A 22,728-nucleotide genomic window follows, 5' to 3' on the forward strand; every position below is an offset into this window, starting at 1 on the left:
TACCATGAAATCGATCCACTTTCTGATGTCGCAATCCGGCAAACTCGCCGTCCTCATGGCGCCCGCCGCCGGGGGCGCCCAGGCGCAGGATGCCTATCCCTCGCAAGCGGTGACCCTGATCGTGTCCTCGGCCGCCGGCGGCACGACCGACATGGCCGCCCGCATGATCTCGGATCCACTGTCGAAGGCGCTGGGAAAACCGGTCGTCGTCGAAAACCGTCCGGGCGGCTCGGGCGCGATTGCAGCCTCGGTCGTGAAACGCGCCAAGCCGGACGGCTACACCTTGCTGGTCCAGTATTCCGGCTACCAGGTCATCACGCCGCATGTGGTCAAGGTGGCCTTCGATCCGATCAAGGATTTCGCACCCGTCGCCAATATCCTGGTGGCGCCCCAGGTCATCGTGGTGCGCCCCGACCTGCCCATCAAGACCCTGCCGGAACTGGTCAGCTACGCCAGGGCCAACCCGGGCAAGCTGACCTATGCATCGTCGGGCAATGGCTCGCTGCAGCACGTCACCGGGGAACTGATTCATCAGCTGGCGCGCGCCGACATCACCCATGTCCCTTATAAAGGCACGGGCCCGGCCATCACCGACCTCCTGGGCGGCAACGTCGACATGACCTTCACTACCGCGCCGCCCCTGATCGGCCATATCAAGAGCGGCAAACTGCGCCCGCTCGCCGTCACCGGCAATGTGGCGCTGGCGACCTTCCCGGACGTGCCAACCACCGCCAGCATCAAGGGCTATGAAAAGATCGATGTCAGCTCCTGGTTTGCCGTGTATGCGCCGGCCGGCACGCCGACGCCGGTGATTACCAAGCTGACGACCGAGATCCGCAAGATCATGCAGACCGCGGAATTCAAGAGCAAGGCCGAAGCGCAAGGCGCTTACGCGGTCTACATGAATCCGCGCGAACTGGGCGAATACACCAGCAAGGAGCTGCAGAGCTGGGGGAAGTTCGTGAAGGACGCGAAGATCACGGGCGAGTAAATCCGGGCACGGCAGGTGGCAGTGCCGGCTGACGGGTAGAATCGGTCAAGCCGCCGCTTTCGCCACCTCAACCGGAGTTCCACATGCCCCAATCGACACAGACCAACCGTTCCATCGTCCTGGCATCGCGCCCGCACGGCCCGCCCTCGCCCGCCAACTTCCGCCTCAAGGAAGCGGCGATTCCCGTGCCGGCTGAAGGCGAAGTCCTGCTGCGCACGGTCTATCTCTCGCTCGACCCCTACATGCGCGGCCGCATGAGCGACGCCCCTTCCTACGCGCCGCACGTCGAACTCGATGCGGTGATGGTGGGACAGACAGTGGCGCGCGTGGTGGATTCCAGGCATGCCGACTACAAGCCGGGTGACTGGGTGCTCGCCAGCGGCGGCTGGCAGGACTATTCGATTTCCAAGGGCAGCGACCTGCGCCGCCTCGGCGACGCGCCCAACAATCCTTCGTATGCGCTGGGCGTGGCGGGCATGCCTGGCTTTACGGCCTATATCGGCCTGCTCGAAATCGGCCAGCCGAAACCGGGCGAGACGCTGGTCGTGGGTGCGGCGACCGGGCCGGTGGGCGCGACCGTCGGCCAGATCGCGAAACGCGAAGGCTGCCGCGTGGTCGGCATTGCCGGCGGCGCCGAAAAATGCAGGCACGCCGTGGAGGTGCTGGGCTTCGATGCCTGCCTCGACCACCGCGCCGAGGACTTCGCCCGCCAGCTCGCCGCGGTCTGTCCCGACGGCATCGACATCTATTTCGAAAACGTCGGTGGCAAGGTGTTCGACGCGGTCCTGCCGCTGTTGAATGTCGCCGCGCGCGTGCCGGTCATCGGGCTCGTCGCTCACTACAGCGGCACCGCGGGCACGTCCGCGACGGACCGCCTGCCTGCCCTGATGGGCGCGGTGCTGCGCAAGCGGCTCAAGATCCAGGGACTGATCATCTTCGATTACTACGGCACGCCGCGCTTCGACGATTTTCAGCGCGAGATCCCGGCCTGGCTGGCGGACGGCACACTCAAGTACACCGAAGACCTCGTCGATGGACTGGAAAACGCGCCGTCAGCCTTCATCGGCATGCTGCAGGGGCAGAACTTCGGCAAGCTGGTGATCCGCGTTGGCGACGACTGACCTGGTGCGTATCGGCGCGGCCTCCACCGCGTCTATCACCTGCAGCAACTGCTGCATCCGTTCCGGCTGACGGCCCGCCGCGCCGGATTCCCACAGCCGGTCGAACTCGGTCACTGCGGCGCGGTATTCAGGTGGGGCTGTTCTCATGTGCCTGACTCCTTGTCGATCTACTTGACGCCGCGCCACCAGGGCTGCCCGGCATGCGGTTGCTTGAGGCTGAGGGGCTCGCCCATCTGCGGCGTCGTGACGGACACGCCGCGCTCGGCGGCCAGGGCCGCGATCCGCTCGAACGGCGCCTGCCACTGGTGCAGGCCGAGATCGAAGGTGCCGTTGTGAACCGGCAGCAGCCAGGCCCCCTTCAGGTCGGCGAAGGCCTGCAGGGTTTCTTCGGGCTGCATGTGGACGTCGGGCCACTGCTTGTCGTAGGCGCCGTTTTCGATGATGGCGACAGCGAAGGGGCCATACTTGGCGCCGATCTCCTTGAAGCCGCCGAAATAGCCGCTGTCGCCGCTGTAGAACAGGCGCAGGTCCTGGTGCATGAGCACCCAGGAGGCCCACAGGGTGGCATTACCGTCGGTGAGGCCGCGGCCCGAGAAATGCCTGGCGGGCGTGGCCACGAAGCGCAAACCGTCGATTTCGCCGCCCTCCCACCAATCGAACTGCTGCACCTTGAGCCGGTCCACGCCCCAGTCGAGCAGGCGGTTGCCCACACCCAGCGGCGCGAGGAAATGCGCGGTCTTCGGCGCCAGCGCCATGATGGTGGCGTGGTCCAGGTGGTCGTAATGGTCGTGCGACAGGAAGACCGCCTTGATCGGCGGGAGTTCTTCGATGCTGATCGGCGGCGCATGGAAGCGCGCCGGACCGGCCCAGCCCACGGGCGAAGCGCGCTTAGAGAAGACCGGATCAAACAGGTAGAACTCGCCCCCGAGCTTGATCAGGGTGCTCGAGTGGCCAAGCCGGTACAGCGTGTTGTCGGGCGCGGCCAGCAGCTCGGCCCGGGTGATGGCGCGCACCGGAATCGCGCCTGCGGGAACGGTGCCCTCGGGCGCATTGAACATGAAATCCCACATCGTGCGCGCCATCTCGGTGGCGCTTTGTTCGAGCATGGTGTCGCGATTATGGAACTGGCCGTCGCGGAACTGCGGCGATGCGTCCGCCGGTACGGGCGACGGGCGCGCGGCGAACACCGATACCCCCAGCAGCACGCCGATGAGAATGGAGATGATGAGGGGACGCATTGGTTCGGCGCTTCCGTATTCAGGTCAGTTGATAAGCCGATGCGTCCTGCTCGACCAGCGCGCGGATGTCGGACGATGCGAGCACCCGCACCGGCGCGCCGCTGCGCACCAGGGCCAGCATCGCTTCGCCCAGCAACTGCGTGCTCAGGACGAACCCCGGCGCGATCCAGCGCAGCAGCGGTAGCAGCGGGCCGAGAATGCGATAGAGCACCCGGTAAGAGCGCGTTTTCGAGCGCGCGCCATGCAGCGGTTCGATCAGCGCCGGGCGCAGGATGAAGCTGCTTGCGAATGGCAGGCGCAGGATGGCGTTTTCGGTCTGTCCCCGCACCCTCGCCCACATGCGCCCATTGCGTTCCGTGCTGTCGGCGCCGGCGCCGGAGAGGTACACGAAGACCATGCGCGCATTCATGTCCAGCAGCTTGTTGGCAACCGCCAGCGTCAAGCCATGGGTCAGCTTCTTGTAGGCTTCGGCGGACATGCCGGACGCACTGGCGCCGATGCAGAAGAAGCAGGCGTTCACGTCTTTCAGGTGGGCCCGGTGCTGGCTCAGGTCGAGCAGGTCGTCGACGACGAGCTGGCGCAGCTTGGGGTGGGTCAGCTCGAGCGCCTGGCGCACGACGACGATCACTTCGCTGACGTCCGGCGCAAGGAGGCTTTCGCGCACCGCCCCCTGTCCCACCATGCCGCTTGCCCCAAACACCAGAATCTTCATACTGCTCTCCACATGAACGTGTGCCGCTTTCCAACTAACTAGTTGGTTGCTATACTGTAGGCGGCAAAGCAAAAGTTGTCAACCAACTAGTTGGTTTATTTTCGAGTCAAACCGTGGAGCAGACATGAGGAATCCCGAAGAGACCAGGCGCCGCCTGCTCGAAGCTGCGACGGCGGAATTCGCCGCCTACGGCATTGCCGGGGCACGCGTCGACCGTATCGCGGACAGCGCAGGCTGCAACAAGCAGTCGATCTACGGCTATTTCGGCAGCAAGGATGGCTTGTTCGAGGCCGTGCTCGATGCGATCGTGGCGCGCGCGGTGTCGGAAGTACCGGTGGATGCGCATGACCTGCCGGGCTACGCGGGCCGCGTCTTCGACTGGTATGGCGAACATCCCGAGGTGCTGCGGCTGTGGAACTGGATGCAGCTCGAACAGGGCGACCCCAAGCAGATGAGCGAGGCGATGGCCGCCGCCGGCGCCAACAAGCGCGAAAAAGTGCGCGAGGCGCAGCAGGCCGGCGTGATCACGAGCGCCATCCCGGGCGACCAGCTGCTCGGCTTCGTCACCCGCCTGGCGTCGATCCAGATCGACTATTGCAGTCTCGATTCGGGCGAACGCAGCACCCTGCGCGCGGCGCTGGTGGAAGCGGTGCGGCGCATGGTCGCGCCTTGATCATGGCGTTTATCCGACCAGGATCTCGCTCATCTGGATGACCGGTTTCTGGTTGGTGTAATTCGGAATATCGCCCATGATTTCCTTGGTATGCGGGCCGAATCCGGCCTGGAAATCCTCGACCGAATCGCAGAACAGGTGACCCATGGCGATGTAGGGCGCGTTCGCCTCAGGCGTGCCGGAGCCCAGCGCACGCTCGACCGTGTAGTACTTGCAGTAGTCGCCCATGCGCTGCTTTACCATCGGCATGTGCCGGTCCACGTAATAGGCCGTATCGAAATGCGCGTCGGGACCGTTGGGATACATCACGCTTACCTTGATCATGTTTGCTCCTCGTCGTGGTTGGCCAGCTGGGTGAACTCATCCTGCGCCGGTGTGCGGCAGTTTGCAAGTGCCGCGTTGCGGGTTTGGGACGCCCTGCATGCCTGGTGGGCGCCGGCCAGGGCATCGCCACGCGCCACATGGACCACTCGCCGGAACTGGTGAACATGCTGGAAGTGATCTACGAGATCTACGACGAACTCGGGATCGGGCACGTCAAGCAGGCGCTGTAGCGCAGCGCGCTAGGCTGCGCTGGCCGCCGGCACTGGCGCCGACAGCAGGGTGCGCACGGCACTGGCCAGTTCGGCGCGTCCATAGGGTTTACTGAGCAGGTTGATGCCCTCGTCCAGGCGGCCGTTGTGGATCATGGCGTTTTCCGTATAGCCCGAGGTGAACAGGACGCGCAAGTCCGGATGCAGCGCGCGCGCTTTCGCGGCAAGCTCGGTGGCCGGCACGACGCCAGGCATGATCACGTCGGTGAAGAGCAAGTCGATGCGCCCCAAGCCTGCAAGGCGGGCCACCGCGTCGTCGGCACTGCAGGCGGTCAGTACGCGGTAGCCGAAATCGCGCAGTATCGCCGCCACGTTGTCGAGAATGTCCTGTTCGTCGTCTACCACCAGGATGGTTTCGCTGCCGCCGTTTCCGCCGGCCCGGGATGGCGCCGCCTTGCCGGTGGACTGGGCATCGGTGCGCGGCAGCAGGATATGGATGGTCGTGCCGGCGCCCTCTTCGCTCTCGATGTCGATCTGGCCGCCGCTTTGATTGACGAAGCCGTGCGCCATCGACAGCCCGAGGCCGGTGCCTTTGCCGACGCCCTTGGTCGAAAAGAAGGGCTCGAACGCGCGCGCCTTGACCGCTTCCGACATGCCCAGGCCCGTGTCGCGGAAGGCCAGGTGGACATAGTCGCCCTCGGGGCGCGTGACGTTGGCGACGGCGATCGTCAGGAGTCCGCCTTCGGCCATGGCGTCGCTGGCGTTGAGCGCCAGGTTGAGAATGACATTCTCGAGCTGCTGCGGATCGACCAGGGTATTCCAGACGTCTTCGGCAAGGTCGAAGCGCACCTCGATGCGCTCGCCGACGGCGCGCTTGAGCAGCAGGTCGATCGATTCGAAGACCGCCGGCAGGCTCACCGCCTCCGGCTGCAAGGGCTGCTTGCGCGCGAACGACAGCAGCTGCGAGGACAGCTTGGCGCCGCGCTTGACGGCCGTCTGCGCGGAGCTGCAGCGCTGCTGCACCGGGGCATTCGCCGCCGACACCATCTTGATCAGGTCGAGGTTGCCGTTAATAATATGCAGCACGTTGTTGAAATCGTGCGCAACGCCGCCCGTCAATTTGCCGATCGCTTCGAGCTTTTGCGCATGCATCAGCGCCGTCTGCGTTTCCTCGAGCTTTTTGGTGCGCTCCTGCACCAGCGTTTCCAGCATCTGCTGCTGGCGCTCCACTTCGAGGTAGGCGCGCCGCTGTTCGGTCACGTCGCTGCCTTGCACGAAAATCCGTATCCCCTTGCCGTCCGCCCGCATCTTTGGCTGGAACAGGACGTCGATATAAATGTCGCCGGCGGCGCGGTCCGCCTCCTGCGTCAGCGTCAGCTTCATGCCCTTGCCGACGTGCGCCTGGCCATGCGTGCGGATGGCGTCGAGGAGTTCGAAATAGCCCTGGCCGTGAAGCTCCGGCAAGGCGTCGCGGAAAGCGCGGCCTGCGACAGGGCGCTCGCCGACCAGGCGCTGGAAGGCGGCGTTGTGAAGCTCGATGCAATGGTCCTCGCCCGACAGCACGGCGACGAAGCCTGGCGCCTGTTCGAACAGGTCGAGCATGCGTGCATGTTCGGTCTCGAGCAAAGCGTTCGCCGCGCTTAACTGCTCGGCGTTGGCGGCTGCTGTCAGGTAGACGCGATTGACTTCCTTCAGGTAGAGAATCAGCATGACGAAGGCCGATACCAGTGCATTGATGCGGCCGACATACCAGCCGATCGACAGGCGCGTGCCACCCGCCATGGTGATCGCGTTATCGAAGGCCAGCGCCACCATGGCCACGCCCAGCCAGGCGTGCATCGGCGTGCGGAAGCGGCCGGCGCGCCACAGCATCCACAGCGCCGCGACGATGACGACCTGGATCAGGGGCGCATAACCCGTGCTGGTGATCCGGCTGAAGTCGCCCTTGATATCGACCACCGGCATTGCATCGTGAAACACCGTCACCGCCATCACACTTGCGACGAGCGCGAGCGCCGTCAGCGCGGCGCATGCCCGGAACGCCGCCATCGGATGCGCGTTCGTGCGGCCGGGACGGCGCCACTCGGCCGCTGCGTAACCGAACAGCATGCCGGTCGAACCGAGGTGCCAGAAGAACCACAGCCAGCTCGGCGTCTGTGTCCCGCCCAGCAAGCGGATCTCCGGCACGAAGGCGCCTGGAAACGCAAAAAACTGGACCAGCAGGATGGCCGAGGTGTAGACACAACCGCCGAAGAGGTAGAGAAGTGCATGCTGGCCGGTCTGCCGATAGTAGCCAAAGAGCAGATACGCAACCACGGCATAGCAGCTGATCGTCGCGGTCTGGTAGCCCGGCAGGAAGGCGGCGATGGCCGGCCAATGGCTGGCAGCGTCCGGCATCAAGGCCGTCGTGACCAGTGCGATCAGCAAGGCCACCGCGAGCGCCTGGCGCTGGAAGGGCGCGAGCGCGGAAGCGGTCGGCCTGGACGGGAACTGCGTGGATGTACGGCTCATACGGTGCCTCTGGTGGGTGCAAAATGCGGGCACTGCCAGCGCGCACGGAATGAAGAGATATTTTGACGGGGAGTATATCAGTGCGTGCGTCCCGGCATTGGATTTGTGCGCGGACTCGATTCGAGGATGCGGCACCCACAATGCAAAAAGCCCATCAACCGAAGCTGATGGGCTTAATGACGAATTCTGGTGGGAAGTGCAAGTTTCGAAATTGATGAGCTGACGATGACAGGTCATGTGAGCGCATGTCTGCGCAGGGCGTGGAGACAGCCGAATCATCATCTCCAGCACCTGAAGTGCGCTAAGCTCATCTGTTGCCCCCCCCAAATTCCCCCCAGGTTGCTGCTCGTACCTCAACCGTATTGACATGTACGATCCGCCGGCAGTGCTTACTGCAGCGTACTCACATCGCCGCTCATTTACGCCAGCACGACTGTGCAGGCATCGGGATAGACGAGACAAGACACAATTTCCTGCGATCATTATGACTTTCATCGTACCTGTCCACACTTGAAGCTTCGGCGCAAAACGACTGAGGCACGTAAAGAGGGAGTGCGGGCGAGACGAACCTGATCCGTGGTACTAGTAGTGTTGCCGCAATAGCACCGCTAGTTAATTTTACACGCGCGTGAAACGGCTCAGCTGTGACACACGACTGCTCGTCTCGACTTTACAAGCGAAGTTGTGCGTGGCCTACAGGGCAAGGCGAGCATCAAAGTACAACTGCAGCGCTGCGCGGCAAGCATAAGTTTGCATGCCTGATGAGCTATCGCCGGCTCGGCGAGATTATCCGCAGTGGCTAGACGTCATCGTATTCATGATGTGCCCCGCGCTAAGCCCATCTTTAGCACGCAGGATTATGTTCTGCTGAATTTTTAGATAGCCGATTAGGGCATTCCATCTCTATTTACTCTTTTTATTTTTTCCTTACAAAACGCTTCAGAGATAAAGACAATTTCCCGCGACAGCAGTCGGAAAGGCTGTGATAGCGTCGTTAAGTTTACCGTCTTCCCAATTTCAAATATTTTGCTCACATATGAGAAGTTTAGTCGTGCGAAATCGAGCACCGGCTCAGATATTTCAACACACGTGTCATGACAAAGGAAGCCGCCGCTTACGCACTCCTTGTAAAAGTATTCAGTCACTATACCGAGGTTGTGAGTATGCAAGTTTCTCAATTTATGACAAAAACTAATAAATTTTAATGCCTCACCATCGAAAAGGTCTATAGCTTTAACGATATTTATATCAATCTCATTAAAGACTTCAATCATTAGCTTCGGCAACGGCTCCTTACGAACCCGTGCAGCCGCATTTTTTCTTTCAACATTTAAAATTTTGGTTAATAAGCTTTCGATATATGCCTCTAGATGAGAGAACACCGAGATAAATTCCAATTTGTGCAGTTGACTCAAAATAAAGGATTGGTCCTTAACGTAGTTCAACCTTCTTTTCGTTTGGTTTGCGATGTCAGCTAAATTGTTGTCTTCCTTCTCAGATTGCAGGCCTCTCAAGTTTAAACTTGGATGGCGAAAATAGCGCGCAGGAATTTTTATTTGGAAGTCATCATACCTTTCTAACTCAAGCCTCCTATCTTCGAAATGCATTAAATTCTCAAACACATGGGCGGCTGTTTGTAACGAAAGGTTAGAACAACGGGCCAATGAAGAAGTCCTCGTAAAGACTTAGTTCGTTTCAATCTGTGACATCTGCGGATCAGACAGTCCCTTTCATGGCGATTCAAAATGGTAGTCCAGCGTGACTGAGCATTTATAGTCTGCGGTGAAAACTTTTGAATGGGCCAGATCCGCGGTTACGTTGGGATGGGGGTGTACTCCTACCCCCGGAGCGCAATGCACAAAAGCAGAGGGTGCAAGAAGAGCTGCATTCCCGACGTTCCAGGAATGCTGAGATCCGTGATGTGGCACTTGCGTCAGGCCAATCTGCCCCCACCTGGTCGTACCGAAGTGGGCCTGCATTGCTGAGATGACTTCTTGATTGAGCTTCAAATCACCAGTACAGAGTACAGCCGGTCGGGAAAAATCGAAGTCGGACGCTGGCTCGATTTCGATGATATGAACTTTGCTGACACGAAGCGGATCGCAAAAATACCCGCAAGGGTCGACCGTATCACCATTCAGTAATGGTCTTACTTCCATGCATAACGAAATGTTGTTTCGGGCATTTCCTGTTGAACCAAAATGCGATTGATAGCATGCTTTGAGTCTCGTCCGCCAATCCTTGGGGAGCGAAGCAAACGGATAAACGAGACCGAGGGCGTCTATCGTTTTCTCGATCTCCCGTCTTACTTGTGACAGGCGCAACCCGGACTTTTTCGCAACTAGTTCGCCGCCAACAGTCCTGATAATGCCGAGCGCGGCCCCGCTTAACTCGGCGTTATAGAACATGAACTCAATCGGCAGTGAGCCAATCCGCATCGGCTGCTGATGGCGCACGGAGCGAGTTTGCATGAACGTCGATGGCGCTGAGCCATTCAACCGCAGGTCATCTGCCAGACCGCGGCGCGTTTCCGCGTCGCGCCTTTCGTTGTCGTTGAATTCGTCTTGCGGGCCTCCTGGCAAAAGATATGGCGCAACCGGAGTCCCATCCGGGCTCGAGTCGTCTCCGCCGCCTCTTATCAGCACCAGTCGCTCCACTCGCTGTCCCAGTCCTCTCGACTCAAGCCAGCCTGTCGGATCCAATTGCATCTGGGCGGTGGACGGCGCTATGCCTTTCAGTCCTCCGATTACTGCGCCGTGAAGGCGCTGCTGCCACTCCGAGTAAGGCAAGACGAGGGTCCCGACTCGTCGTTGCTTTAGCAGCTCTTCAATACCATTCACATGGTCGTCGTCAAAGTGCGACAACACCACCATGTCAATCGGGTCTGGCCAATATTCCCATGCTGACATTTCGTTCAGTGCATTCTGCAATGGTAGGGAGCGTTTGGAGCCGCAATCGTATACCCAGCTGAACTTTGTGCCTATATTATTGGCAATGACTCCAGTCAGGAATGTGCCGTGACCAACGGCATGGAAACGTTGACGAACGTGATACATGTGCATGAATAGCTTTTCGAATCAGGTTGTTATATGAGCGGTTCCCGGGTTCCGAACCTGCCAAGTTCCATCGTCGTTCCGTGACTCGCCCCCTTCGGTCCGCACTAAAGCCCTTGACTATTGCGTGCATTTTGACGGCAAGATGCAAACACGCTATCTATCAGGACCAACGAATCGCACAGTCAGGGTTGCCTCTTAATATTGCCGAAGCCGAGTGGCGCGGCTTGGGCAAAACGCTGCTCAATCCAGGAGACGTCGGCCACACCTCGCGCCTCGAAATCAAGCAATGTTGCAACTGGAACGGTGATGACGCCGGGCTGGGACTGAGATCCCGGCATCACCCCCACCACGTACCCAGTCTCCTCCCCGCTTTCCCAGACGAGGACGTAACGAGGCTCCCCATGCTGGCCATAATCGATCCGCGCCTTTCCCGAGAACAGGCCGGCTGCCCCGTTAATCCCATTCAGCGCTGTATCAATTGACTTGTGGTTGAATGCCTTGCGCCATGCAGTGCGGCTGTGAATCGCACGATAACTGACTGCGGAACTCGTTCCACTGGACGCTGAAAAAGCAGGCGTACTCATGTTTGTCAACGTACAGCCCCCGGCAGTTCGTCTTTCGATGTGCTCTTCACGAAATCGTGATATCTCTGGTGTCATCAGGGCCGCCAAGATTTGGAAAACCAGGATATTGGTCAACATGCAGCCCATTGTGGTTGCTCATGCCTGGCCGAGTCAGGCAGCCCCTCGGTTCCACGTAACTGCCGATCCACCTAACCGGCTTCTCGTGCCAGCTGATGTTGAACGCAGCCAGTTTGGGAAAAAAGTACAGCGAGCTATAGTCCAGATGGTCGTGAATCCACCAGGCCATGTCGGTCCAGCTGCCGCCGTTCGCGATATGGTCCACCAGCCATGGGATCACGATGCATGCCGTGGCGCCGTGGCCACCGGACTTGTCGGGATAATCCCATATGTGCCCGGCAAAGTTGTGCTCGTTGCTTGCACAGTTCATTCCGTGCTCGTTCCCGAACCCGTTCACCAGCGGAGACCGATAGCCGGAGCGGATATTGATTCTGCCGAACGCGGCCTGCAGCGGCTCCAGGAGTTCGGTACACAGCATGCGTCCGGATTCGAGTGCACGATCCGGGAAATCCGGGACGTTGCGAAGCTGATTCCAGGCCGCGATTTCGCTGTACAGAAAATCGCGCATGAAGAAGTTCGGCGACAGACGTTGCCGTCCGAGCGCCTCCAGCTGCGCATATGAATCCACTTTTTTCACAACGTTCCCCTCAATTTTCCGATCCTGTCATCGCAGCCGGCATCGACGAGCGAAGAAGGCCGGCAATGTCGCCGATCACGGCTTTCGCAGAATCGCGCGGCAGATGACGCGTCAGTTGCTCCCCTGCCCGCTCGAACCCTCCCGTCCCGGCAAGGCTGCCAATGATCGGCTCCGGGTCGCCGGATCCGCTGAAGGCGAGAGCGAACGTGAATCCGCCCGCAGCAGCATGGATGCTCAGCTTGACGGTGACGTCGCAAAGAATGCCGGTCAGCTCGATGCCCGGTTCCTCGCTGTCGGTGTTGACGCTCCTGTAGACGGGTTTGCCGAAAGGCGCAAGAAGGCCCTGCCCGGCCATTGGCAGCAGTGCCGTCAGATACAGGTGATACGTGAACGACTCCACATGGTCGGCGCTCATCCGCTTCCTGCTCAGGAGGTAGATTCGATCCGGTGAAAGAAATCGAATCATCCTCTGTTTGCAGTACTCGATCAGCGCCGGGCAGCGAACGAAGGGCTCGCGCCAGTCACCAGTCGCAGGCGTCGACGCGATGATGCGGTCCAGCGTCCCCGCCACATCCGGATCCCCGGGTGGAACGTTATCGAGAAGAGTCCGGAAATGGATGCGCCGGGCCGCGTCGTTTCCGCTGTCGGAGGCATTGCTGCGCAATAGTCGCTTCCAGCTGGTGTCGCGGTTTGCCGCATCTCCGAAGTGGAAGTTGCGTCCGATCGGCAGCAGATAATCGCCGATCGAGAGTAAGGCGCGCTCCCATCGTGCGTCGCCGAAGGACAGCAGCCCCCCTTGACCAAATACCGTGGTTGCACGTGCATGGTAATCGTCGAACCGGTGCCTGAAGGCGGCGTCGACTTGGTCCGACCAGCTGGCGCCGCCGGCCGCTTTCCAGGCGTCCAGGACCCCGCAGAATTTCAGCAGGAACTCGATCTGGCCCTTGAAGTATCCGTGCCGTTCGGCTTCGACGATGCGTGTTCGCCACTCGCGATCGCGCACCATCAACTGCGCCTTCAGCTGTTCCTCACGGACCTGCTGGACGGTAAACCCGGGAACTTCGAAGATACCCGAGGCGAAGTGGCTCATGATGTCGGGCGCGTGCCTTGCCAGGGCATTGACGCCGGCAATGGCACGGCGCAGGTCTCCGACGTTATCGTAGGGTGTGTTTTCCGAAAGATTGACAATCACCCGCATCCATTCGACGAAACGCTCGGTGCGGAGGTGATCCGGGTGCCGGTGAATGAAGGCACAGTAAGCGTGAAACTGGATAAGCTGTGTGTACGTCAGGTCCCTGCTGTCGTTCACTGCCCGGGAGAAGGTCGCCAGCTCGTCGAAATACGGATTCGGCCCGAGCACCGGACGGATGCCGGCTGGCGAACCGCTCCAGGCGTCGAGCACGGCAACGAGCACGTCGATGAACGGGCGATCGAGACAGCCGGTTTCGTGGAAGCGTCTGAACGAGAACGGACGCGCGGCATTGCGCAGCGCTGCCAGCATCCCTTCGCTGCCCTGCGCGTCCGGGTTGCGGGTCACGACGACCAGCGTCTGCACGAGATTCATGACGCGTTCGTCGAAGACGTTGGTGGCCTTGTCGCGGTAATGCCAGAAGATGTCGGCCCAGACGGTGTCGATACGATGACTGAAGTACTGCCGGAGCGTCGCGGGTTCGTTGTGCAGCACGTACGTGTCGCCAGCGTACACTGACTCCAGATGCTGCTCCATCCTCGCCTTGAAGTTTTCGAATGGAGTCAGCGGCTTGCCGCGCGCGTTCATCTTGATGTAGAGGTCGTCGGACAGACCGAAACTTTTCAGGTCGAGCAGGTGCAAGGTGATGCGCGGCCGCTCCTCCCGGACGATTCGCTCGTACAGACCATTGGTTGCAACGAACTTGCCATGGATGGCGTCCAGCATCGACAGTGCCGACTGGATCGTCGGGTCGAGCTGCCATGAGCGGAAGAACCAGGGCTGCTCGACCAGCAATGTGGACAGGCGCACGTCCATGCCCGGGAGCGAACCGGGCGTCCACGTGACCAGCGCGTCGAAGAATTCCCTGCTGCTCGGCCGAATCGCATAGCCGAAGCGGGAATGGTTCCCATCGCGCATGAAATCCGTGAAGTCCCCGAGTTCCCCGTCGCGCCATGCAAGATACCAGTGCAGGAGATACAGCGTGGTAAGCCGCTGCTGACCGTCGAGGGGTGCAAACGCGTCGCGTCCGTCCGCCTCGACGCTGCCATACACGAAATCCAGATTCAGGGGCGGCCCGACATCGCCCTCCTCCTTGATGAGAGCGCCGAACAGTGCTTCGAGAAACTCGTCACGCACTTCATGTTCGCTGCTGCGCCCTTGCGCATAGTCGCGCTGCACCAGAGGAATCTCCACCAGCGCGTGCCGTCCGAACAGTTCGCGGAAGGTGACTTCCTGACCGCCGCTCACGATGTCGTTGCTCATTGTTGTTGTCCTGTCCGGTCGAGAAAGAGCTGCGCCAGGCTTTCCACGATGGCGCTGACATAGTCTTCGCGATCCGTCGTGGTCCAGAGCGTCATGCAGTCAATGCTTGTGCTGAAGTACTTCATGAATACGTTCTTCGTGCACAAGGGTACGAAGATTCCATGCTTGTCCCGATCAATGATCTTCTTGCGCTTCACCGGGAACACCGCGTTCCGGTATCCGCGGTTGGTGGAAGAATCGAGCAGGGTCAGATTGCCGATGGTGTTATCGTCGGCCATCTCTCCACGGCCGTCGAAGGTATCCAGCGCGCCATCGTAAAGGGCCTGAAAACGTTCGGAGAAGCTCGGTCCCGGCGGGACCGAGCTGTGCACCAGGATCTCCCGCAATGCCTGCGCCTTGCGCTGCAATTCGTCGGCACCCCCATTGGCGTCGAGGTAATCGAGCATGTCCGTCAGCCAGTCCAGACGCTCGCTCATGCTGCTCGGCGCAAGCGTCGCGATGGCCCGGATGTGCTCGATGTCCCACTTCTCCTTCTTGAAATGGCTGAACGGAAAACGCAGTGTCGTCTTCTCGCTCTCCAGCAAGGCTGCGATGTTGAAAAGCAGAAGTGCAGAACGGATTCGACTGCGATCCGCCGGGCTCTCGTAATCCAGTCCCTGCAGTGTTTTCCGAACCGACTCGCGCACCTGGTCAATGACCGCCCCATCCGGCATCGCGCTTCCGGTCAGGCGGTCGTGAATCCTCCGTTTCAGGGCCTGCCGGAACGCGGCCCGCGTCATCGAGACCGCCATCTTTCTCAGCGCGAGCAGGTCGTCCCCCTCGTTGACGAGATAGCCGATCAGGTGATGGAGCGTGCGGTCACCATGCCATTCCTGCAGCCGCATGAACGATTGCTTCACCCTCAGCCATTCCCCGGCCACGTCCGCGTCGGGGGCCTCGAATTTCGTCTGGTAGAAGTGGAACGTCCCATGGGGGTCGCTCAGGAGTGGAACGTCGCCGAGCGTTTCCCGTGCGATCAGCTCAAACAGGTACTCGATCCGGCTGCTGGGAATATTGCTGCCGCTATGGAGGAAATACCAGAGATCGTCGTCCTGGAGCGCCTTTTCGATTTCATCCCATTCCTGAGCGATGGCAGCCCGCTCCAGGTGACCGGTGCTGCGCGAAAAGTTACCCTCTCTGAGAAAGAGTGCCCGAATGAGCTCCGCGTTCGTCAACGGGATCTTGCCGACGTTGAGGCGAGTAAATGCCGGGACCGGCTTCTCCGATTCGGGAAGCTCGTACCAGATGACCTTCACGTTCTTGCCGACGTCGTCGCCATTGAGCAGGCACTGGAGAAACTTGATTCTGTGGCTGCCGTCACGCCCCTCGAACCACCGCGAGATCGCCTTGTGCGCCTCGCACATGTGGAAGAAGTCGATATTCTCCTCGGCACGATGCAACTCGATGTGCTGCAGGAAGGCGGCGCTGGTTTCACGCGTTTCGAAAGAGAGCGTGAACGACCGCTTGCCCAGAAGCTCGAGGATCGGCTTCAGGTAGTCGAGTATGAGGAAAATGGTTGTCAGGCGTTGCTGCCCGTCGACCAGCTCCCATTCGCCACTTTCGCGCTTCAGCACGACCACCGGCTGCAAGCAGTAGAAGGCGGACCTCTCCTGGTTCTCTGCCTGCGCCTGAAAATTCCATATGTCGTCCAGCAGGTCGCATACTTGGCGCTCCGTCCATCGGTAACCTCGCTGATAGGCCGGCACGTGGAACCGTTCGCCGAGAAGGGAGTTGATTGATCTGGTACTGATTTGGGAAGCTGACACGGCGGGCTCTCGAAGAGTAGAGGCCATGAGTATAGGTGCAGAGAGGTGGCGAAAAACTCACCAATTTCCACCGTGAATGATTTTTAGCGGGTGTGACGTAGAGCTTTGCCTCCAGTTGCGCCCTCCCGGCAGGCGAACCACCACCAGGCCGCCGTAGCGCGGGTCTGTTCCGAATGTTATGATCCCAAGCATTGTCGCTAATGTCCCGTGCATGGTGTACGGATGCATGCAGAGGCAAAGTACAGACAACCTGATGGACAAGAACGAATGGATCAATCAATTTCAGGACGGATTGCGGCAAAAAGGGCCGGACAATCCGCTGAAGAACTACGTCCATACTCGAGAGGGTCCCTTCAACGCAAAACTGAGTGCTTCCGTGTCACCATCCGTGTGGCTATATGACTCCCCCTTCCAGATTTCCGTGAAGCTAGTCGGCGGTGGTCTCACGATCGTGATCGACAACGAACTGCAGTTCAGAAAGGCCACCGAAGCGGATGTCGGCCGCCTGCTCGATAGTGTTCGGATAGTGAAGTGCCGAACGCGCGGATGTCATAACCCGGCGTTCGATCCTGACACATCACTGAAGCATCGCGATGGAAAATGCGAACAGTGCGCCCTGAAAGCGTTCGACAAGGAACTGCAGAAAGCGCAGCTGGCGGAGCAGAAAAAGCTCGCGGCACTCGACAGGAAATACAAAGCGCGCGGTTTCACGCACAGGATCGATGCATGGGTGCATGCCGATGGCGGGGATCAGCAGATCAGCATGTGGATGTGCGATCCGACAGAGGCCACGATCAGCAGTGAGCTGCTTCGCGAGGGCATCTCCGAATTGCAGGGCTACACGCTGCACCGATTGTAGTCGCCATGCAGGCTCTCGTTACTCCTGCAGAGCGGATGTCAGAGACGCTCGATGTCGATGCTCAGCACGAGGTAGCGCTGAATGCGGGCAAACCGCAATGCGGGGTTGCGCTGCTGCGCAGCGTGCGCCAGTAGCCCGACGGTGCGACCTGCATCACCTTGCAGATCGGCTCGACACCCTAGATATAGAGGCACCAGTCAATGAACGCCTTCCCGGCTTCAAATGGCGGCCGATCTCCGCTTGAGCGAAAAACGCACTCGCCAAGTCCCAGATCTTGTTTACCTTGCCGCGCCGCTGAACTTACGTGCGCGATAACCAAGCGGAGACATCGTTCCGGCCGCTCTGCGGTTTGCCTATAGCTCTGATCGCAAAGGCGTTCACCCGCAAACCCATCTGGCCAATTTGGAATGCATGCTTCAAGCACATGCCTGTGCCGGGTTCGCTTTCCAGGAAAGTAGCGCCATACAGAAAACAGCGTGCCGGACGCACGCTCGGGTCTAACTCTACAATTTGCACGAAGCGCCGTCCTCGGCACTGACGACCGAGGCGTTGCGTATGATCGGCGAACTAAAAGCTTAACTATTCCAAGTGGTTGATCCTTCTGACGCGTTTTGCGAGTTTCATGAAAATCTGAGTTAAGCAGTCAAATTTCAACTATCTCATGTCAGAACCTTCCATTTACGCCAGACAACTTAAGTAGTGTTCCTATCACTAGAAATAAAAAATAAACCGACACCGTTTTGGCGTAAATACGTTGCATAATCTTTAAACCTTATTTTCAAGGCAAGCCTGACCATGCAGTTTCGGTCAGTCGGTAGGTTATACAAAAAATATGGAGGTAACGATATGTCGCGGCTCCTGTGGCTCCTGCTGTTTTTTTCACTTAATGCTTTTGGACAAAGCGTTTCCCCTTGGAAAAGAATCGACTCAGCTACCTTTGGAGATGTGACAAGTCCCAGTCCCGGAAACGCATATATGACTGTCTGGCTGCGGAAAGCATCTGCTTACCAGAATTCGAACTACTGGACCAATATGGTCGAACGAAACCGGCAGTCCGTCGTTACTGTCAACTTGTCAGGGACAGTGGCAGGGATGCCCGTGTCGCTAACAAAGGTGGGCTTGCCAAAGGAACTAAGGAAAAATAGATCAATGGTCGATCTCGGCTACAGTGGACTGATTGTCGACCATCTGCCCATGACGTTTTCTTCACTCAGCATGAGCCTGCACATCAACAAGACCTCTCGCGACGGTGTGGACGACATGGTTTCAATGGTATCGGCAATGTCTACGGGTCCAGCTGCGGTCCTCTCTATAAACCAGCAAACACTGGGCGTAATCAATGTGACAAAAAATCTAGCCGATTTTTTGTTTAACCGTCAGTTGCTGGTCAACCATTTGACTACACAATCTCCCCTACCATCAAATGGTCTATTGCCACCTGGTATTTATGTCTGTTTCGCGGCTGATACATCGGATAGCTATGCAACATATCTTACAGCCGGGAATGATCTACGATGGGACGGCGCGCAGTTAACTTATAGGGGTGTCGCCATCACCGGCACAACCTATTTCGTAATCGAAGTGGGTTATCAAAGCAAGTACTTTGCGAACCCGATCGATGCCCTAGCGTTCGGTGCCACGCGGCCTTGGGTCACATTGTTCCTGCTAGCGGAAGAGAAAGTACGTTTCTTTACCTCAGCCGCCGATGCGGAACGTGTCCGCACTGACATAGAAGCACATCTAGCCGACGCCCGTAGTCTGCTTCGACAGGATTACGATTTTACGCAGGTTGAGAAGGATGCAGTTTATGATGCAGTCTGGAATCGAATTCAGCTAAACTTCAAGCAAAAATTATCTGCGCTGCCGTCCGTGAATCAATATAATCTAGCTCTTGTAAAGCCAGCACTTTCTCTGACCACTGAACAAGCACTCGACTCCATTCAGGCAAGGTCAATGGCCCCCGGTGTCAGAATAGTTGTCGCGTCACTTGATGAAGTAAAGCCATACCGGGGACGGGCAAGAGAGAGCGTGTGAAGCAGTATTCAGCAGAACGAAAAGAAGCGTTACTACGGCAGATGATGCCGCCCCAGAACCGGGTGGTGTCGGAACTGGCCCGTGAGAGTGGGATCACCGAGCAGACGCTTTATACTTGGCGCCGTCAACTTCGTAATCAAGGAACGCCGGTGCCAGGTAGTGGGAAAAATGCTGAGGAATGGACTTCGGAGGACAAGTTCGCGGTGGTGCTCGAAACAGCAGCGCTGAACGAAAGCGAGCTGTCGGAGTATTGCCGCCGCAAGGGGCTTTTCGCAGAGCAGATCGCCACGTGGCGGGCTGCGTGCATGGCGGCTAACGTGAACGTGGCGCAGCAGGTGCGCGGTCAGCAGACGCAATCGAAGGAAGACAAGAAACGCATCAAGCAGCTGGAGAGGGACTTGCAGCGCAAGGAGAAGGCCTTGGCCGAGGCGGCAGCGCTGCTGATCCTGCGAAAAAAAGCCCAGGCGATCTGGGGGGACAAAGAGGAAGACTGATCAGCGTCCCAGATCGCCTGTCGTGTGTTGCGTTGATCCGCGAAGCAGAGGCAGCAGGTAGTCGGTTGTCACCGGCTTGCCAGGAGCTCGGCATTACCCTGCGTACGTTTCAGCGGTGGGTGCGCGACGGCGACGCTGCTGTAGCTGCCGACAGCCGCCCGACGAGTGCGCGGCCAGAGCCTGCCCACAAGCTCAGTGAGGACGAACGGGCCGAGATTCTCGCTGTCGCCAACAGCGAGGAGTTCGCCAGCCTGCCGCCAAGCCAGATCGTACCGACGCTGGCCGATCGCGGCGTTTATATGGCATCGGAATCGAGTTTCTACCGCGTGTTGAAGGCGGCTTCGCAGCAGCAGCATCGCGGCAAGGCAAAGAAGCCAAGTGCTCGCGTGCTCACAAGCCATTGCGCCGTGGCGCCGAACCAGGTTTGGAGTTGGGATATCACGTGGCTGCCGGCCGCGATCAAGGGCAAGTACCACTACTGGTACATGGTGCTCGACATCTACAGCCGGAAAATCGTCGGTCACGAAGTCCATGAGGCGGAATCGGCAGAGTCGGCAGCGCGGCTGATGCGCCGGGCCAGCTTGGCCGAAGGCCTGGCGGGCCGGCCGCTGGTTCTGCACTCGGACAACGGCAGCGCAATGAAGGGTTCGACAATGCTGGCCACGTTGGAACAGTTAGGCGTTGCACCGTCCTTCAGCAGGCCCCGCGTGAGTAACGACAATGCGTTCGCCGAGTCGCTGTTCAGAACCTGCAAATATCGCCCGGATTACCCAAGTAAGCCGTTCCAGACGCTGGAGGACGCACGCGCATGGACGCAGAAATTTGTGCGCTGGTACAACCAGGATCATAAGCACAGCGGCCTGAAATTCGTGACGCCGGCAAAGCGCCACGGTGGTCAAGCCGGAGCGATCCTGGAACATCGCGAACAAGTGTATCGACAGGCCAGAAGCCGCCATCCGCAGCGCTGGTCGCGGGGTGTCAGAAACTGGAATCTGGACGATCATGTCTGGTTGAATCCGGAACGGATTCGGCCAGAAGAATCAAAGCAGGTTGCGTGAGATGACGCGACAACTACGTTGACAAACACCGATGGCGGCCGCTCGATCAGTAAGTGAACAGGGGTTCATCAAGTAGTTAATCTCGGGAAAAGAAGCCCTGCAGCGCACGGCTATTTCTCCTGTCAGAGAAAAAGTTTCTTACTAAGGCGCTTCGTAGTCCGGAATGTGTAAGCAATTCACAACACTTTCACAGCCAGCTACATGCCAAGCGCCAATATATAAAGTTTCGTCAAGACTGGTTCAGTGTGCTTTTCGGCGGCTTACCGCTGTCGCTACTGCTTCGGCGGCGGTCGCCTAGCTCAGCTGGCTCGATCGTAACAGTCGCTTCGTGGGTCACGCCAATTCAAGATGCAGCAATTCGGGATTGGTTAATGCACGCTCAAGCGTTCCAAGGCTCCTCGAAACCATTCTTTATCAGCTTCGAGCGAATCAACCAGATCCGCTCGCACTCCTTCACCGATGGAACGAACTTGGGAATCCGGGTGGCAGACCTGAGCAGTTCCGTCTCGCGCAAGTCGAGCATGGCGTTTGCCGTACCCCACTGCCGCAGCTCCTCCCACTAGCCTGGCCGCATCCCCAGCACCGCAGTTCTCGCGAAGACCCCGTAACCCACCTGCTGCACCCCGCTCCCTTCGGCATACTTGCGCGCAATCGGGTCGACCAGGTCGTCGAAGACCTGCTGGTTCAGCGGCACGGCGGCAGCCCGTGCCCGCTCCCAGCACGCCTCCTGCTTGGCCCATTCGGTCACGTTCGCGCGTGGACGTGTCGGGTCGGTCAGAACGCCCAGCATGGCCCTGGCAATGACTGCGATCTGGTCACTGAGCGCTTCGGGAACCCGCTGCGTGCGCCAGATCTCGTCCAGGTCGAGCTGACGCCCCTTGCCGCTCTTCAGTACCGTGAACTGAAGGACGGCCAGCGCATAGGTGACGATGTTGGCACGGTATGCGCCCGCATACCAGGGCTGCTCGCCGACCAGGCGTTCGGTATGGCGGAACAGGATCGCCATCGCAACCAGATTCCTGAAATAGAGTTCGTCGAATGCGCTGTCGTTCTCGGTCCACCGTTTTGCCAGCCAGCTGGCGAAGGAAATGAAGTTCTTCTGCGCGCCGTAGCTGACCTTGTGGGGCAGTCCCTTCTAGGTATTCTCGTATCTTGCGACATCGATCTTCGTCAGCAGCTGCGGTTTCGGATTCAGTGCGAGGAAGCGCTTCTTGCCGCTGCTGTCGAGATTCTTCTGTTCGTTGACGTATTGCCCGCGTGACCGCTCGTAGTACCAGCGGGTCGGCTCGTATTACCAGCGGGTCGGCTCGCCTCCGTCCACTGCGGGCGCCATGACGCGTTGAGACAGCTGCTCGACCCGGTGGTGGTATGGGTGGTTCGCGAAGAAGTCGGACTCGTTGACCTTGTTCTGGCTGTTGGCGAAGCGTGCGATCAGCGGTATGAGCTCGCCGGCACGCGCCGGCGACAACACAGACAGCTTCATCTACACGCAGACCTCCCACAGATCCTATCCATCACGCCATGCGGCCACCAGCGTTGCGGTGGCCTGGCTACCATTGACGATCTGCAGGTTGGCCGCCCTGACGATTCGCGAGGTGGCCTAGTCGAATTCAACTGCCTCGGCAGTTGCTGCAATGTCGTTCTTATACGCGAAGAAGATTTCCGGTTTCTCTGCAATGGTCACCTGGATGGCCGAGTTGATCTTGCCTTTGTACTCAGGAAGGTCCCGATGTTCCCTTCGAGAAGACGGCATCCATGGCGCTCGTAGATCGCGGCCAAGATGGGCCGGCGATGGTACAGACGTTACTCTGGTAGTCGTCGCCAGAAACGATGCCGACCTGCTTGACGAGGTTTATTCTTTGATGAGCGGTTTCAGAAGCGAGTCCACAATAGATTTCGGACTAATACTTGGT

Annotated in this window: 17 protein-coding genes, 1 pseudogene and 1 other annotated feature; of the genes and pseudogenes, 7 read left to right on the forward strand and 11 right to left on the reverse strand. The window is 59.1% G+C overall.

What is annotated here, in order from left to right; translation table 11 throughout:
- Window positions 1–4 precede the first annotated feature (4 nt).
- On the forward strand, window positions 5–991 hold the full coding sequence (locus tag NMB41_RS13375; RefSeq protein WP_494378308.1) for a Bug family tripartite tricarboxylate transporter substrate binding protein: 987 nt from the start codon (window positions 5–7) through the stop codon (window positions 989–991).
- Between the two features lie 83 nt (window positions 992–1,074).
- Entirely contained in the window at window positions 1,075–2,112 is a 1,038-nt protein-coding gene (gene curA / locus NMB41_RS13380) for an NADPH-dependent curcumin/dihydrocurcumin reductase (RefSeq protein ID WP_494378309.1), read from the forward strand.
- Window positions 2,113–2,279: 167 nt separating this feature from the next.
- Here the strand turns inward: curA and NMB41_RS13385 are convergent, their stop codons facing one another.
- Window positions 2,280–3,350 (reverse strand): MBL fold metallo-hydrolase, encoded by a 1,071-nt coding sequence (locus tag NMB41_RS13385; RefSeq protein ID WP_494378310.1) that lies wholly within the window; start codon window positions 3,348–3,350, stop codon window positions 2,280–2,282.
- Window positions 3,351–3,369: 19 nt separating this feature from the next.
- A complete protein-coding gene (locus NMB41_RS13390) occupies window positions 3,370–4,062 on the reverse strand; it encodes a Rossmann-fold NAD(P)-binding domain-containing protein (RefSeq protein ID WP_494378311.1) in 693 nt (230 codons plus the stop codon).
- 124 nt (window positions 4,063–4,186) lie between these two features.
- On the opposite strand from NMB41_RS13390, the gene NMB41_RS13395 reads away from it, so the two are divergent.
- Entirely contained in the window at window positions 4,187–4,735 is a 549-nt protein-coding gene (locus NMB41_RS13395; RefSeq protein WP_494378312.1) for a TetR/AcrR family transcriptional regulator, read from the forward strand.
- Window positions 4,736–4,744: 9 nt separating this feature from the next.
- On the opposite strand, the gene NMB41_RS13400 is transcribed toward NMB41_RS13395, so the two are convergent.
- Window positions 4,745–5,059 carry an EthD family reductase gene (locus tag NMB41_RS13400; protein WP_494378313.1) on the reverse strand — a complete coding sequence of 105 codons (315 nt, stop codon included), beginning with the start codon at window positions 5,057–5,059 and terminating at the stop codon, window positions 4,745–4,747.
- 83 nt (window positions 5,060–5,142) lie between these two features.
- Here NMB41_RS13400 and NMB41_RS13405 point away from each other — a divergent pair, with 83 nt between their 5' ends.
- Window positions 5,143–5,289 carry a hypothetical protein gene (locus tag NMB41_RS13405; protein ID WP_494378314.1) on the forward strand — a complete coding sequence of 49 codons (147 nt, stop codon included), beginning with the start codon at window positions 5,143–5,145 and terminating at the stop codon, window positions 5,287–5,289.
- A gap of 9 nt (window positions 5,290–5,298) precedes the next feature.
- Here NMB41_RS13405 and NMB41_RS13410 read toward each other — a convergent pair whose 3' ends face one another.
- The 7 genes from NMB41_RS13410 to NMB41_RS13440 form a co-directional block, all read right to left on the reverse strand.
- Window positions 5,299–7,779, reverse strand: coding sequence for an MASE4 domain-containing protein (locus tag NMB41_RS13410; protein WP_494378315.1), 2,481 nt, complete (start codon window positions 7,777–7,779; stop codon window positions 5,299–5,301).
- Between the two features lie 887 nt (window positions 7,780–8,666).
- On the reverse strand, window positions 8,667–9,386 hold the full coding sequence (locus NMB41_RS13415; protein ID WP_494378316.1) for a hypothetical protein: 720 nt from the start codon (window positions 9,384–9,386) through the stop codon (window positions 8,667–8,669).
- 123 nt (window positions 9,387–9,509) lie between these two features.
- Window positions 9,510–10,841 carry an MBL fold metallo-hydrolase gene (locus NMB41_RS13420; RefSeq protein ID WP_494378317.1) on the reverse strand — a complete coding sequence of 444 codons (1,332 nt, stop codon included), beginning with the start codon at window positions 10,839–10,841 and terminating at the stop codon, window positions 9,510–9,512.
- A 176-nt stretch (window positions 10,842–11,017) separates the two neighbouring features.
- Window positions 11,018–11,494 (reverse strand): hypothetical protein, encoded by a 477-nt coding sequence (locus NMB41_RS13425; protein WP_494378318.1) that lies wholly within the window; start codon window positions 11,492–11,494, stop codon window positions 11,018–11,020.
- Window positions 11,466–12,113: a hypothetical protein gene (locus NMB41_RS13430; RefSeq protein WP_494378319.1), complete on the reverse strand. Its 648-nt coding sequence runs from the start codon at window positions 12,111–12,113 to the stop codon at window positions 11,466–11,468. Before NMB41_RS13430 ends, NMB41_RS13425 begins: the two co-directional genes overlap by 29 nt.
- 10 nt (window positions 12,114–12,123) lie before the next feature.
- Window positions 12,124–14,565, reverse strand: a complete 2,442-nt coding sequence (locus NMB41_RS13435) for a DUF262 domain-containing protein (protein WP_494378320.1) — start codon at window positions 14,563–14,565, stop codon at window positions 12,124–12,126.
- Window positions 14,562–16,370: a DUF262 domain-containing protein gene (locus NMB41_RS13440; protein WP_494378321.1), complete on the reverse strand. Its 1,809-nt coding sequence runs from the start codon at window positions 16,368–16,370 to the stop codon at window positions 14,562–14,564. The genes NMB41_RS13435 and NMB41_RS13440 overlap by 4 nt, the downstream gene beginning before the upstream one ends.
- Window positions 16,371–16,623: 253 nt before the next feature.
- Between NMB41_RS13440 and NMB41_RS13445 the strand changes: the two genes are divergently transcribed.
- The 3 genes from NMB41_RS13445 to NMB41_RS13455 all read left to right on the forward strand — a co-directional run bounded on the left by NMB41_RS13445 (window position 16,624) and on the right by NMB41_RS13455 (window position 20,815).
- On the forward strand, window positions 16,624–17,229 hold the full coding sequence (locus NMB41_RS13445; RefSeq protein ID WP_494378322.1) for a hypothetical protein: 606 nt from the start codon (window positions 16,624–16,626) through the stop codon (window positions 17,227–17,229).
- A gap of 139 nt (window positions 17,230–17,368) precedes the next feature.
- Window positions 17,369–17,485 (reverse strand) — a sequence feature (AL1L pseudoknot).
- A gap of 590 nt (window positions 17,486–18,075) precedes the next feature.
- On the forward strand, window positions 18,076–19,263 hold the full coding sequence (locus NMB41_RS13450; protein ID WP_494378323.1) for a hypothetical protein: 1,188 nt from the start codon (window positions 18,076–18,078) through the stop codon (window positions 19,261–19,263).
- Window positions 19,260–20,815 (forward strand): IS3 family transposase gene (locus tag NMB41_RS13455; RefSeq protein WP_494378324.1). Its coding sequence is split into 2 segments (ribosomal slippage): window positions 19,260–19,722 and window positions 19,722–20,815, totalling 1,557 coding nucleotides; the frame shifts between segments, so codons are not numbered across the junction. Before NMB41_RS13450 ends, NMB41_RS13455 begins: the two co-directional genes overlap by 4 nt.
- Before the next feature lie 559 nt (window positions 20,816–21,374).
- Here the strand turns inward: NMB41_RS13455 and NMB41_RS13460 are convergent.
- Window positions 21,375–22,568, reverse strand: a pseudogene (locus tag NMB41_RS13460) (AIPR family protein).
- Window positions 22,569–22,728 lie beyond the last annotated feature (160 nt).

The sequence above is a fragment of the Massilia sp. FBCC-B171 genome (assembly GCF_059134155.1).

Bases quoted from the DNA above. Each gene is read 5' to 3' on its own strand.
- NMB41_RS13435 (WP_494378320.1), bottom strand. From the start codon at position 14,565: ATGAGCAACGACATCGTGAGCGGCGGTCAGGAAGTCACCTTCCGCGAA.
- NMB41_RS13395 (WP_494378312.1), top strand. From the start codon at position 4,187: ATGAGGAATCCCGAAGAGACCAGGCGCCGCCTGCTCGAAGCTGCGACG.
- NMB41_RS13390 (WP_494378311.1), bottom strand. From the start codon at position 4,062: ATGAAGATTCTGGTGTTTGGGGCAAGCGGCATGGTGGGACAGGGGGCG.
- curA (WP_494378309.1), top strand. From the start codon at position 1,075: ATGCCCCAATCGACACAGACCAACCGTTCCATCGTCCTGGCATCGCGC.
- NMB41_RS13410 (WP_494378315.1), bottom strand. From the start codon at position 7,779: ATGAGCCGTACATCCACGCAGTTCCCGTCCAGGCCGACCGCTTCCGCG.
- NMB41_RS13450 (WP_494378323.1), top strand. From the start codon at position 18,076: ATGTCGCGGCTCCTGTGGCTCCTGCTGTTTTTTTCACTTAATGCTTTT.
- NMB41_RS13425 (WP_494378318.1), bottom strand. From the start codon at position 11,494: ATGACACCAGAGATATCACGATTTCGTGAAGAGCACATCGAAAGACGA.
- NMB41_RS13385 (WP_494378310.1), bottom strand. From the start codon at position 3,350: ATGCGTCCCCTCATCATCTCCATTCTCATCGGCGTGCTGCTGGGGGTA.
- NMB41_RS13445 (WP_494378322.1), top strand. From the start codon at position 16,624: ATGGACAAGAACGAATGGATCAATCAATTTCAGGACGGATTGCGGCAA.
- NMB41_RS13415 (WP_494378316.1), bottom strand. From the start codon at position 9,386: ATGCATTTCGAAGATAGGAGGCTTGAGTTAGAAAGGTATGATGACTTC.
- NMB41_RS13400 (WP_494378313.1), bottom strand. From the start codon at position 5,059: ATGATCAAGGTAAGCGTGATGTATCCCAACGGTCCCGACGCGCATTTC.
- NMB41_RS13420 (WP_494378317.1), bottom strand. From the start codon at position 10,841: ATGCACATGTATCACGTTCGTCAACGTTTCCATGCCGTTGGTCACGGC.
- NMB41_RS13375 (WP_494378308.1), top strand. From the start codon at position 5: ATGAAATCGATCCACTTTCTGATGTCGCAATCCGGCAAACTCGCCGTC.